Here is a 12,355-nt window from a genome sequence, read left to right as displayed (position 1 = left end):
ACACTCCCGCAGAACAAAAGCGGAAAGTGTAACCCATGTGTCCGGTACGAACTGTCACCTATGTCTCGGGTCGCTCAGACATGTTCCGAAGAGGCGTTGACAACAACGACCGTCGCAGCGGCCTGGCCCGTCAGCCTGCCGTCGGACCCGCTTGCCGGCCTCGTGCCAGCGTGTCGGACGGGGTTTCGTGGAAGATCGCGCGGTAAGCTGCGGAAAACTCGCCCAAATGGTGAAAGCCCTGGGCGCGCGCGCATGTGGCGACGGTGGCGCCGCCGCCCTTGAGAAGGCGAGACCGCGTCGCCCACAATTTTTTCAGGCGAATGTACTGGTGCAGGCTCATGCCACACACCTTGCTGACGGCGCCGCCGAGCGTCCGGATCGAGACGCCAAACTCGCCGGCGAGATCGGCGGTATAGATCGGAGCAGTCTGATGTGCAGCGACGTAATCGTCGATCCGCTGCACGAGTTTGATCGACCGCTCGCCCTGGACGGAGGCACTCCGGTCTGAGAGTGGATCGATGCGAAACAGATCGTCGAGCGCGAGCAGCAAGCCTTCCTGGAGATGGGCGGCGACCTCAGTCGTTTCGAACAAGGCCGGCTGCACCGACGCGGTTCGCAGAATGTCGAGAAGGAGCTGCCGTGCGTGGAGCAAAGCGGGGCGGTTCGCGCCGTGGGCCCGCAAATCGTCCGCCTGATCGAACCAGCCCCGGTCACTCAGGCCGGGTGAGAAGATGATCATCGCATGATGATTGGTCCGACGCTCGACGAAATGGCATTCATCGCTGCCGCGGAGCGCGATGAAGAAACGCGCGTCCAGATCCATGCCCTTGGAATTGACCTGAAGGTCGTCCGTCATAGGCAGGATCACCATCCCCCCGGGCATCCGATAGGCGCCGTCGAGGATGCGCGCGAACGAGCGCATCATGACGATGCGGCAGCCGGGCAGGGAGACGACAGCGCGAGCCGCCGCGAAATTCCGGACGTCGAGCGGAATGCTTCTCGCATCCTCCATCGACTCGATCGGCCGAAACGCATCGACGTCGGCAAAGCCGATCAATCGAAGCGCGGATGATGGGGCGAGGGCGTCGAACAACATGCGTGTGGCCGGCTGCCGCATATGACAATCAAATGAACGTCAGAACATCGCCATCAATGGCGAAACATCGCGTTTCAGTAAACCGGATTCCGGGCCGTAGTATTGCGGACATCATGGCATGCAGCCCGGCGGATCGATGTCGTCGTCAACGGTCTCGCGTCATCGGCTGGCCGGAGGCGAGGTCGATGAAATGCAGCCGCGTGCAGGCGGGACAGGCAAAGGAGGCAAAGCTCTGTGCCTCCTGTCTCTGTTGCTTCTCAAGATGTGTCTGCACATTCATGCCCGTCTGGGGACATCGAAAAACGATCAAATCGACCATCGTCGGAGAATGATGGCGTGGCGGATTTCGTCTTTGATCTAGATCAGTTTTGGAATGACTCCAGACCAACATCCTTGATCTCGCAAAAGCGAAGGGGCCCCGGAGGGCCCCTTTAGAATCACCAGCGGCGATAACGTGGTCCGTAGTAGCGCGGGCCACCATAATAGCGCGGCGCATATCGGGGACCGTAATAGGGGGCCGGGGCACCGTAGTATCCATAGTAGTTCGGGCGCCAGAAACAACGTCCCCAGGCGTCACAGACCATGCGGACCTGCTCGACGTCCGAGACCTGCGGCGTCGCAGGAGCTGGCGCGATGGGCATGGCAGACGCCGCCGGCGATGCGGCCAACGCACCCAACAGGGACGCGGCGACGAGGCCAATTCTAAGCTTCATGATGTCTTTCTCCGCTTACGCAATACAGGGATATCGAAGTTTGTTCTGATCAAATTGTGGCGGGAGCGAAATGTAATGCTGATGAACAGGTCTTCAGCCAGCCCGCCGCAGGCCTGACCTTTAGCTCCGCCAGACTATCCCAGGTTCGTGCTCTTGACCAATGCTGCGCTTGCGTTGCGCTCCGCGGGAAATCGCCGCCATCCTTGATCCCGCGCAACCAACTGTGCAGCTTCGCCCCTAAGCTTGGCGTCGTGGCCAGCCTTTCGAGCATTTCGAAGAGCCGGCTCGCGAGGTCGCTTTGGAGCTGTGCAATGGACAAAATGAGAATCGACAAGGGTGACTGGCTGGTCGTGTGCGACGGGCGCAAGGCGCTCATTCTGGAAAACCTCGGCGACGAGATGTTTCCGAACCTCCACACCAGGGAGGTGCACGAACAGCCCAATCCCTCGACCGGTGCGCAAGGGACCGACGCGCCGGGCAGGCTCCATGGCGCGGCCGGCAGCACGCGCAGCTCGGTAGAGCAGACTGATTGGCACGACGAGGCCGAGCGCGCCTTCCTGCGCGGCCTGGCCGGACGGCTCGATGCCGCCGTTAGCTCAGGCGAGACCTCGGCCTTGACCCTGGTGGCCTCGCCGCGTGCGCTTGGGATGATCCGCGCCGATTATTCGGACGTGGTGCGCAAGGCTCTCCAGGGCGAGGTCGGCAAGGACCTCGTCAAACTGCCGGTCTACGAGATCGAGAAGCAATTGCTGCTGTCGGGCGCCGCCAAATAGCTGCCCCCGCAGAGGACGCGCCTGCGCTCCTCAGAAGCAGGGGTGCCGGCGGCGGTCCTGGCCGACATAGGCGGCTGCGCTCTGGTAGCAATGGTTGGTCGACGGGCCGTCGTACAAGGCGAACGTCCCTGGCGTGATGCCGGGCCCGTAATTGTGCAGATAGCTGATCGGGTAGGGCAATGGGTTCGCGTAGTGGCGGTGGTACCGGTGATGTCCCCGCGCCTCTGCGAGGCCGGGGGCAAGGATTGCGGCCGACAGGGCTGCAATCGCGGCTACAAGCTTCAACTTGCTCATCTCGAATCTCCGGAACCCGCACGGATAGGTCAGCCGTTTATAACCAGTTCGGGCGGCCGGAGCACCCGTCTGCCGCCCGAAAACCGGGGCCAATCCCGCAGATTCCCGGGTGGGTGTGACAGAATTGCCGGTTCTATGGTCCAGACCTGCCCATTTTTGGCCTTTTCGAGATGCTTAACGAATTCCCCACACAAGTGTGACCAAAGAGAATTAGCTCAAGACTCCTGTTGCCGGCTTTTTGGGGTCCATAGGCCGGTCCATTCCTGAAGGCTTTCGCCGTCACCTCGCCATGCGCATCACGCTTCTGAGCCTGCTGTTGCTCTCGGTCGTCGCCGCCACGCCGGCGCGCGCCGAACTGCACATCACCCGCGACCACGGCGGCTATGTCGAGGAGTACAAGGCCAAGTACAAGCGCGTCCGCGAGAAGGGCGAGCGCGTCATCATCGACGGCATCTGCAACTCGGCCTGCACCCTGGTGCTCGGCATCGTGCCGATGAACAAAATCTGCGTGACGCCGCGCGCCAGCCTCGGCTTCCACCAAGCCTACTACGACAAGGCCTTCACCTTCGGCATCAAGGTCACCAGCGCGGAGGGGACGTCCGACCTGATGGCCTACTACCCCGACACGGTGAAGGACTGGATCCGCCGCAATGGCGGGCTCACCACCGATATGAAAAAGATCAAGAACGGTGTCGAGCTCTGGAAGATCATCGATCCCTGTCCGGACGAATGGTGAGCGGCTGAACCGTCCCGTCCGTCGCAGCGCAGCATCGTCTGAACGGAATTGGCCGAAATTCGCATTGCCGCATTGGCCCCCGGTGGGGCAATGAGTGCGGCAATGAACCACAATCAAGAAGCCCTGACCGCCCGCGCCGCGCCGATCCTGTTCGTCCTGCTTTGGAGCACGGGCTTCATCGGCACCAAATACGTCGTCAACAATGCCGATCCCTTGACCTACCTCGCCATCCGCATGGCGTTCGTGGTCGGTCTGATGGCAATCATCGTCGCCGTTGCCCGACCGAAATGGCCGGACCGTATCGGCATCGCGCACAGCGCGGTCGCGGGCATTCTCGTCCATGGCTTCTATCTCGGCGGCACCGCAATCGCGATCGCGCACTCGATTCCGGCCGGGCTCTCCGCGCTCATTCCGGGCCTTCAGCCGATCCTGACCTCGACCATCGCCAACCGCTGGCTCGGGGAGAAGGTGACGCCGGTGCAATGGGCGGGGCTCGTGCTTGGCCTCGGCGGCGTGGTGCTGATCCTGCACGGCCGTCCCATGACCGGCGAAGCCGGGCTCGGCTGGCTCGCCTCCGTGGTTTCGCTGATCAGCATCACGCTCGGCACGCTCTATCAGCGCCGCTACTGCAACCATATCGACTGGCGGGCCGGCAATCTCGTGCAGTACGTGTCCGTCACGATCTTCTTCGCGATCGGCGCCTTCCTGTTCGAGGACCGCGTGGTGCACTGGACGCGCGAGTTCATGCTCGCGCTGGCCTGGCTCGCCGTGGCGCTCTCGATCGGGTCGATCGGGCTGCTGTACTGGCTGATCCGCCACGCCGCCGCCACGTCTGTTGCAAGCCTGTTCTATCTGGTGCCAGCCGTGACGGCGCTGATGGCTTATCTGCTGTTCGGAGAAAAGCTCGATGCGCTGGCGATCGCGGGCATGGTGATGTGCGCGGCCGCGGTGTTCGTGGTCAATCGACGCTTCTAGGACCGGCGGGCCGGGCCGCCGGAATACATCCCTGACGTGCGGCGTGCGTCGTGCTAGGCTTGGGGCATTTCAGCCTCCCTTTCACACGGTGATTTCCATGAAGAAAGCGCGTCGTGCACTGCTCGGCAGATCCCTGAAGCCAGTCCGGATTGCCTGCCTCAACTACGCGGAGCCGATGATCAGCGGCCGCAAGATGGCCAGGCTCACAGCGGCGCTCCAGAAATGCTACGACAAGCACTTCCTGCCGGTGTGGGGCTATCCGGTCGACCTCTATGTCACCGAAAAGCCGAAGCCGGGCGACTGGCAGCTGGTCTATTTTGACAAGGCGTCCCACAAGAACATGCTCGGCCGCCATGAGCTGACGCATCGCCGCCAGCCGATCTCAAAGATCTTCGTCAAGGCGCTGGGCGATGAGCCGGTCAGCGTGGCGGCCTCGCACGAGCTGTTCGAGATGGTGCTCGATCCCATGGCCAATCTGTGGGCCGACAAAAACCCGAACACCCAATATGCCTATGAGGTCTGTGACGCCGTGGAAGAGGACACCTTCTTCGTGGCCGGCTTTGAGATGTCGAACTTCGTCTATCCCTCCTGGTTCGAACCGTTCAAGCACCGCCCGGGCACCAAGTTCGACCACAAGGGAACGTTGAAAGAGCCGTTCTCGATGACCAAGGGCGGCTACGTCATCAAGAAGGTCAACGGCAGGAAGGTGATCAAGGCGTTCGGCTCGCCCGAGAAGCGGCGGCGCTTCAACGCCGAGGACCGGCGAGGTCATCGCAGCGAATTCCGAGATCCGCAAGGCGTCCATCACCCGGGCCGGCGTGCAGCCAAGCGGCGAGGGTAGGGTATCGCTGGAGCCGTCTCCGGGCGCGTCCACACCCGGAGACCTCGGCCTTTGCGATCAGCGCTTGGCCTTCTTGGCCTTCTTTTTCGACTTGGCAGCTTTCTTGGTGGCCTTCTTTGCCGTTTTCTTTGCTGCTTTCTTGGCCGCCTTCTTCGACGACTTCTTTGCAGCTTTCTTCGAAGTCTTCTTGGCGGCCTTTTTCGAAGTTTTCTTCGCAGCCTTCTTGGCTTTCTTCTTGGAAGCCTTCTTCGGCGCTACTTTCTTTGCAGCCTTCTTGGCGGCTTTCCTGACCTTCTTCACCGCAGTGACAGCGGCGTCCTTGGTCGCTTCCACGGCGGTGGTGATCGTATCCATCGCCTGTTCAGTCATTGGCTTGTCGTCGTCCATATCGTCCCCCACGGTTTGCATGGAGCGATGACGATAGCGCGTTTCATAATTGTGTCAAAGCAACGCTCAACCTTTGCGGATCTTTGCGTAGGCGGCGAGCGCGCGCTCACGTCCCTTGGCATGATCGACGATCGGCTGCGGATAGCTCTTGCCGAGCGTGACGCCGGCGCTCGCAAGCTCGATCGGCATCGCCTGCCAGGGCTGGTGGATCAGCTTGGTCGGGACGTCGATCAGGAGGTGCTTGACCAGGTGACCACCTCGCACCTGGTTGTGCATCACGCCAGTGTGCCAGAGCTCGCGCAGGCCGGCGTCGACGATGGGATAGCCGGTGCGGCCGCGCTGCCAGGCTGCGAGCGCCTTGGCGTCGGGTTTCCATGGGAAGCCGTCGAAATTCGCTTGCAGGTTTTCGGTGGCAAGGATCGTGCAGCAGGTGCCGGCAGAACTCACGCCAGCCAAGCTCGCTCAGGAACTTGTCGACGCCGGGACCGATCGCGGAGTTTTCCGCCGCGGCAAACCGCGCGGCGTGCCAGACCTGGCGCGGGCTGAGCTCGCCGAACCTCAAATGCGGTAACAGATGTGAGGTCCCCTCCCGGTCCGGGCGGTTGCAGCGACTGCTCCAGCCACCAGCGCGCCGCGGCGCCCGGCGCTCGCCCGGCCGCGTCATCGAGCACATAGAGGCAGATCACCGGCGCGCCGGTCGTCGCAGCGGCCTTGGCGGCAGCGTGGAGGGCGGGGTGATCGGACAGGCGGAGGTCGTCGCGAAACCAGACGACGATGGGGGGGAGCGCTTGGCGTAGTCCTTAGCGTAGTTCTGGGCGTGGTCAGGGTGTCTTCGTTAACGATTTGGAAAGCATGTCGCGGTGGGAACCGCGTTAATGCGACCGTAAGCCGATTGCACGAATATGCAGGAATTACAGGAGTCATTCCATTCATGTACGGACGAGCAACGGCGAAGTTTCTGCCGCAATTCAAACTTGGCACCAAGGCGCTCCTGTGCGCGGTGCTGCTGATCGCCATGAATACGGCGCTCGTGGTCGGCGCCGGCTATTGGTCGCTCAGCTCCGCTTTCAATGATCGTGCGCTGCGCGATATCGAGGTGAGTTTGCGCACGCTGGCGCTGGCCTTTGCCGAAATCGTTCCCGACGCCAAGATCACGATGAAGGATGGCGCGGTCGCGCGCGCCGAGATTCCCAAGATGCCGGACTTCAGGGATCACGCCATCGTCGATCGCGCGGTGTCCTATGTCGGCGGCAACGCGACCCTGTTCGTGTTCGACGAGGCGAGCGGGCAGTTCGTGCGGCGCTCGACCAACGTGAAGAAGGAAAATGGCGACCGCGCCGTCGGGACCCAGCTTGCCGCCGATCACCCGGCGCAGGCGCTGCTGCGTCGTGGCGAGGCCTACAAGGGCCCGGCCACCCTGTTCGGCAAGACCTTCATGACCGCCTATTTGCCGATCGCCGACGCCAGCGGCAAGGTCGCCGGCATCCTCTATGTCGGCATCCCGATGGCCCAATTCGAGAGCATGCTGGCCCAGACGATCGAAAGCATGGCGGCCGCCGCCGGGCTCGCCGCGCTGCTGGTGCTGGTCCTGACCTTGCTGGTCGTCCGCCGTGTCACCAAGCCGCTCACCTCGGTGACGCGCTCGCTGACCGCGCTCGCCGAAGGGAAAAGCGACGTCGAGATCGATTGCGAGGATCGCGCCGACGAGATCGGCGAGATCGCCCGCACGGTCGCGGTGTTCAGGAGCAATTCGCAGGAGCGGGCGCGGATGCGCAGCGAGCAGGCGGCGGCTTCGGCTGCAGCCGCCGATCAGCGCAAATCCGACCTGCGCAATTTCGTCGAGGAGTTCCGTGGCGGTGTCGGCGGCATTCTCGACAAGGTGCTGACATCGTCAGGCGAATTCGAGCGCGCGGCGCGGCAGCTCACCGACACCGCGCGCTCCACCGCCGATCTGTCCGCGCGGTCGGCCGGAGCTTCCGAAAACGCCTCCGAGCACGTGCGTTCGGCGGCGTCGGCCTCGGACGAGCTGTCTCAATCGATCTCCGAAATCACCCGGCGGGTGCAGGAATCGAATGTCATTTCCGCTGAGGCGGTGCGGCAGGCCGAGGCGACCGATCAGCGCATCGCGCAGCTCTCCGAGGCGGGCGCGCGCATCGGCGATGTCGTCAAGCTGATCACCTCGATCGCCGAGCAGACCAATCTCCTGGCGCTGAACGCGACCATCGAGGCCGCGCGCGCGGGCGATGCCGGCCGCGGTTTTGCGGTGGTGGCCCAGGAGGTCAAGACGCTGGCCGGCCAGACCGCCAAGGCGACCGACGAGATCTCGAACCAGATCGCCAGCATGCAGCTTGCGACGGAGGAATCGGTTGTCGCCATCAAGGCGATCAGCCAGACCATCGAGCGCATCAGCGGCATCGCGGGGTCGATCTCGGCTGCGGTCGAGCAGCAGAAGAGCGCGACCCAAAACATCGTCGCCAGCGTTCGCGCGGCGGTATCGGGCACGGCCGATGTCGCCGTCAACGTCCGTCAGGCCGCCGAGGGTGCGAACGAGACGGGTGAGACGTCCAGCCGGATGTTTGCCTCCGCCCAGGCGTTGTCGGGCGAGAGCCTGCATCTGAAGGCCGAGGTCGAGGGCTTCCTCGAACGCGTACGCGCGGCGTAAGAGCTAACATCGTCATCCCGGGCGGCGCTGACGCATCGCCCGGAATGACAGTTCCGTTATTTCGGCTGCGGCACGATCCGGATGTAGGGCTTCGGCTCCTTCCAGCCCTGCGGGTAGATCGTCTTGGCCTCGTCATTGGAGACCGAGCCCGCGATGATGACGTCGTCACCCTGCGACCAGTCGGCCGGGGTCGCGACGCGGTGCTTGGCGGTGAGCTGGAGCGAGTCGATGACGCGGAGGATCTCCTGGAAGTTCCGGCCCGTCGTCATCGGATAGACCAGCACCAGCTTGATCTTCTTGTCCGGCCCGATGATGAAGACGTTGCGGACGGTCTGGTTGTCTGCGGCGGTGCGGGTGAGGGGATCGCCCGAGATCGCGGCCGGGAGCATGCCGTACAGCTTGGAGACGTTGTAATCGGTGTCGCCGATCATCGGATAGTTCGGGGCCGCGCCTTGCGTCTCCTTGATGTCCTCCGACCATTTGGCGTGGCGGTCGACCGGATCAACCGAGAGGCCCATCAGCTTGACGCCGCGCTTGTCGAATTCCGGCTTCAGCTTGGCGAGCGCGCCGAGCTCGGTCGTGCAAACCGGCGTGAAGTCCTTGGGGTGCGAGAACAGCAGCGCCCAGCTATTGCCGATCCAGTCGTGGAACTTGATCTTCCCTTCGGTGGTCTCGGCTTCGAAGTCGGGGGCGGTGGCGCCGATCGGAAGTGTCATGGTTCTACCTCATGTTATTGAATTTACTTGCGAATTCATCTTGGACCGTGGTGGCCATTATAGGGGCTCCACGATCCCAAGTGAACGCTAACTGAACTGCTTCAAGTAAAATGTGAATTCCTTCTTTGAAGGCCTGATTTCCTAGCACCTTTTTGTTACAGCCGCGCCTGCGGCGAAACATCTCCACCGGGGCTATACGGGCGCGATTGCCCCGAGAAAGCCTTTTATGACTTCCATCACGCTCGCCCGTCGCTTCCCAGAACCGAAATGGTCCTGACAGCGACCAATTGGCAACCATCTCAAAAAGTCGCGACCCCCGTACCGAATCATTAACCACCCCTTTACGCCGGCATGAAAATGCTGGCCGATCAGAAGAAATCTGGAAGTGAACTATGTCTGCCGCTGCGCATAAGTCTATTGAGTCGCCGTCCCTCGAACCGTCCTGCCGCGATACCTCGGCCCATGCACTGACCATCGTGCGCGACGGCGTGATCACGGGCGAAGGTCCGACCACCAAGGGAAGGGTGCATTTCTCCCGCTCGCTCGATGCCGATGACACCGCCTGGTGCGCCCGCATCCTGACCGCCACGGCCGTCAACGACCAGCCGATCAGCCGCACTGAGGCCGAAGTGCTGTTCGAGATCAACGAAGCTGCGACCGAGCGTACCGATGGCGGCCGGTTCGACGACCTGCTGGCCAAGGCGGTGGCCCATTATGCCGCCAGCGCCTCCGGCCTGAAGGTACCGCCGCGCAGCGTCGCGCTGTCGGCCGAGTCCGATATCGAGGGCTGGGCGCCGTCCTATGCCTCCAAGGTCAACAGCGAAATGCTGGAGTGGATCGCCGGCCAGATGCGCGGCAAGCGCCACAACAACCGTCGCCTGATGGCGATGGTGGCGACCTTCCTGGGCGCCACCGCGCTGCCTCTGGCGGGCCAATTGCCGAACGTGTTCGACATCGGCATGTAAATTCTGCGCCTCTCACGAGGACGCATTTGAGCGGCGGGGTTATTTCCCCGCCGTTTTTTGTTTGCCGGTATCCGGCTCCAGCCCGAGCGTGCGGCCCGGGAAGCCGGCAGTGTCGAAATAGCGCTGGCTGCCGACGCGCTGGAAGTTCAGCACGGTCTGCAGGCCGTTCTCGGACTTCTTCGACTTCTCGCCCCCTTTGTACGCCTTCGGCATGATGCCGTTGGGCAGGGCCTCCGACATCACGCGGCCGACGAGGCCGCCGTTCTGCGAACTGCGCAGGCCGAGGAGCTGGGCGGCCGTCATGCCGACGTCGGCATTGCTCACCGGGATCTCGCTGACATAGCCGGCTTTGAAGTCCGGGCCAATGGCGGCCATGAAGTTCATGGTGTCGCCGCGGCTGAAGCTGCCATGCATGCCCTGGCCCTGGCGCAGCACGGTGTCGGCGACCTGCACCGAGCAGTTGGTCGGCGCCTCGCCGCAATCGCTGGCATAGGAGCGGAAGTTGACGACGATCGCCGGCGTCGGCGTCGCCGCCTTGCCGCGCAGGTTGATGCTCGACAGCGGCAGGGTGCCGGGGAAGCGGCCGAGCGAGTCGTCGACAAACAGGCCGGAGACGTAATCCTGCTCAAGCAGCGTCTTGATGGTCCTGGCCGCCAGCTTCTTGTCCTTGTTCGGCAAATAGATCAGGTCGGAGCCGCCATTGGTGGCGACGACGAGATCGGGCTTTTCCGGATCCTTGCCGAGCACGCCGTTGCCGGCCTTGGGATGCTTGTTGCCCTCGACTTTGGCGTTCTTGTCGTTGGGATCGAACAGCGGCAGTTCGAGCGCCTTGGCGAGGTCGAGCGCCAGAAAGCCCATCGGCAAAAAGTCCTTTGGCGTGTCGTCATAGCTGAGCTTGGCCGAGGGGCTGGTCTTGCTTTCCTTGGAGATGGTCGAGAAGCCATGGTCAGCCTGGACCATGATGTTGGTGTTTGCTGCAAGGCCGAGCTCGTCCAGCGCCTTGCGGAGCTGGGCGAGGTTGTTGTCGGCATTCTTGATGCCGGCCATCGAGGTCGGCCCGTTGATGCCGGGCATGATCTGGTTGAGGCTGTCGCCGGTGTTGTGCTGACTGCCGTCGGGGTCGCGCGACCAGAACACCAGCACGAACGGCTTGTTGCGGGCCTTGAACATCGGCAGCACGACCTTGGCCGCGACGTCGGCGAAATAGGCCTGCTGCGCGACGTTGGCCACCGTGGTGCCGGGCGTCTTGGCATCGCCCGCCTTGGAGTTGTCGCCGCGCGGCGGCGTTGCGAGGGGCAGGCCGGCCTTGGTGAGAGCGGCCTTGACCTCGTCTGACAGCGCCACGCCATTTTTGCCGCCGGTGGCATCGTCGAACACGACCGAATGCAGGCCGGTCTTTTCGGGCTTGTCGGTGTGGTCGAACTGATAGGTCGGGCCGTGCTTGCCGAGCGCGGCCGTGCTGTAGCCTTTGTCCCGAGCCAATTTCAGGATCGTGTCCTCGTTGAGATAATCGCCCTTGAAATGCTCGTCGATGTCGCCGAGCACGGCGTCATTCTCGATGAAGGGGAGGACGGTGTCGCCGGCGGGCACCGAGGTGTAGTTGGTCCAGATCGTGTTGGAGAACACGCCGGTGTCGCCGAGATAATGGCCGGTCGACATCGCCGAGCCGTTGGCCATGGTGAAGGTCGGGAACAGCGAGTGCGAATTCTTGAAATTGACGCCCTTGTCGCGGATTTCGGCCATTGCGGGGGCGGTCTCGGGTGTGACCTTCAGCGCCCGCAGACCGTCGGGAATGAACAGGATCAGGTTACGGGGCGTGTTGTTCTCGGCGGAGGCAGATCCGGTCGAGAGTCCGGCGGACAACACTGTCAGTCCGGCTGACAGCAACACCAGTGAACGGCGCATCAAAATCTCTCCCTGCGAGGCGGCTTGGCCGCCAACCGCGGCCCCCGGCTTCGTTTAGTTTCGCTGCATGACGGTTTTGTTACAAGAGCGGAGCGGCATGCAAAGAAGGGGAGGGGCCCCGCTCTGCGCGGCGTCCGGGGCACGAGATCGCGGTGTCGGCAGGCAACTGCTTCAGCATCGTCATTGCGAGCGTAGCGAAGCAATCCAGAATCTTTCCGCGGCGGCAGTCTGGATTTGTTTGCTTGGGGCCGCAAATCGGGGTTAGTTTGTGTGGGCCGGGCCCGGGGACATA

General features: G+C 62.9%; 12 protein-coding genes and 2 pseudogenes. 6 read left to right on the top strand and 8 right to left on the bottom strand.

Translation table 11 applies throughout. The annotated features are described in order from the left end of the window. Positions 1–130 precede the first annotated feature (130 nt). Together AC0L3K_RS39430 and AC0L3K_RS39425 are read right to left on the bottom strand one after the other, a co-directional pair. Positions 131–1,096 carry an AraC family transcriptional regulator gene (locus AC0L3K_RS39430; RefSeq protein WP_354128524.1) on the bottom strand — a complete coding sequence of 322 codons (966 nt, stop codon included), beginning with the start codon at positions 1,094–1,096 and terminating at the stop codon, positions 131–133. Positions 1,097–1,533: 437 nt separating this feature from the next. Beyond that, positions 1,534–1,809, bottom strand: coding sequence for a hypothetical protein (locus tag AC0L3K_RS39425; protein WP_354128525.1), 276 nt, complete (start codon positions 1,807–1,809; stop codon positions 1,534–1,536). 311 nt (positions 1,810–2,120) lie between these two features. Between AC0L3K_RS39425 and AC0L3K_RS39420 the strand changes: the two genes are divergently transcribed. After that, on the top strand, positions 2,121–2,582 hold the full coding sequence (locus AC0L3K_RS39420; protein WP_219684024.1) for a host attachment protein: 462 nt from the start codon (positions 2,121–2,123) through the stop codon (positions 2,580–2,582). Positions 2,583–2,612: 30 nt separating this feature from the next. Here the strand turns inward: AC0L3K_RS39420 and AC0L3K_RS39415 are convergent, their stop codons facing one another. Beyond that, complete coding sequence (locus AC0L3K_RS39415) at positions 2,613–2,876, bottom strand: hypothetical protein (RefSeq protein ID WP_007603106.1); 264 nt, start codon at positions 2,874–2,876, stop codon at positions 2,613–2,615. 289 nt (positions 2,877–3,165) lie between these two features. Between AC0L3K_RS39415 and AC0L3K_RS39410 the strand changes: the two genes are divergently transcribed. The 3 genes from AC0L3K_RS39410 to AC0L3K_RS39400 all read left to right on the top strand — a co-directional run bounded on the left by AC0L3K_RS39410 (position 3,166) and on the right by AC0L3K_RS39400 (position 5,428). Then, positions 3,166–3,612, top strand: coding sequence for a hypothetical protein (locus AC0L3K_RS39410; RefSeq protein ID WP_007603109.1), 447 nt, complete (start codon positions 3,166–3,168; stop codon positions 3,610–3,612). A gap of 102 nt (positions 3,613–3,714) precedes the next feature. After that, the gene (locus tag AC0L3K_RS39405) at positions 3,715–4,587 is read left to right on the top strand and encodes a DMT family transporter (protein ID WP_219684022.1); all 873 of its coding nucleotides are present in this window, start codon (positions 3,715–3,717) and stop codon (positions 4,585–4,587) included. Between the two features lie 97 nt (positions 4,588–4,684). Next, on the top strand, positions 4,685–5,428 hold the full coding sequence (locus AC0L3K_RS39400; RefSeq protein WP_219684021.1) for a hypothetical protein: 744 nt from the start codon (positions 4,685–4,687) through the stop codon (positions 5,426–5,428). Between the two features lie 57 nt (positions 5,429–5,485). On the opposite strand, the gene AC0L3K_RS39395 is transcribed toward AC0L3K_RS39400, so the two are convergent. From AC0L3K_RS39395 to AC0L3K_RS39385, 3 genes and pseudogenes are all read right to left on the bottom strand, one after another. Next, the gene (locus AC0L3K_RS39395) at positions 5,486–5,815 is read right to left on the bottom strand and encodes a histone (RefSeq protein ID WP_354128526.1); all 330 of its coding nucleotides are present in this window, start codon (positions 5,813–5,815) and stop codon (positions 5,486–5,488) included. 66 nt (positions 5,816–5,881) lie between these two features. Further along, positions 5,882–6,470: pseudogene (locus tag AC0L3K_RS39390) on the bottom strand (FAD-binding domain-containing protein); the annotation flags it as partial. 7 nt (positions 6,471–6,477) lie between these two features. After that, positions 6,478–6,561 (bottom strand): annotated as a pseudogene (locus AC0L3K_RS39385) (hypothetical protein); the annotation flags it as partial. A 185-nt stretch (positions 6,562–6,746) separates the two neighbouring features. Between AC0L3K_RS39385 and AC0L3K_RS39380 the strand changes: the two are divergent. After that, a complete protein-coding gene (locus tag AC0L3K_RS39380) occupies positions 6,747–8,477 on the top strand; it encodes a methyl-accepting chemotaxis protein (RefSeq protein WP_354128527.1) in 1,731 nt (576 codons plus the stop codon). 56 nt (positions 8,478–8,533) lie between these two features. Here AC0L3K_RS39380 and AC0L3K_RS39375 read toward each other — a convergent pair whose 3' ends face one another. Continuing rightward, the gene (locus AC0L3K_RS39375; protein ID WP_007603114.1) at positions 8,534–9,193 is read right to left on the bottom strand and encodes a peroxiredoxin; all 660 of its coding nucleotides are present in this window, start codon (positions 9,191–9,193) and stop codon (positions 8,534–8,536) included. A gap of 392 nt (positions 9,194–9,585) precedes the next feature. Here AC0L3K_RS39375 and AC0L3K_RS39370 point away from each other — a divergent pair, with 392 nt between their 5' ends. After that, a complete protein-coding gene (locus AC0L3K_RS39370) occupies positions 9,586–10,158 on the top strand; it encodes a hypothetical protein (RefSeq protein ID WP_007603116.1) in 573 nt (190 codons plus the stop codon). A 39-nt stretch (positions 10,159–10,197) separates the two neighbouring features. Here AC0L3K_RS39370 and AC0L3K_RS39365 read toward each other — a convergent pair whose 3' ends face one another. After that, entirely contained in the window at positions 10,198–12,063 is a 1,866-nt protein-coding gene (locus tag AC0L3K_RS39365; protein WP_473368089.1) for an alkaline phosphatase family protein, read from the bottom strand. Positions 12,064–12,355 lie beyond the last annotated feature (292 nt).

It is taken from the genome of Bradyrhizobium sp. MI1.10 (genome assembly GCF_055811035.1).
This window is presented reverse-complemented; position numbering and strand designations above follow the sequence as displayed.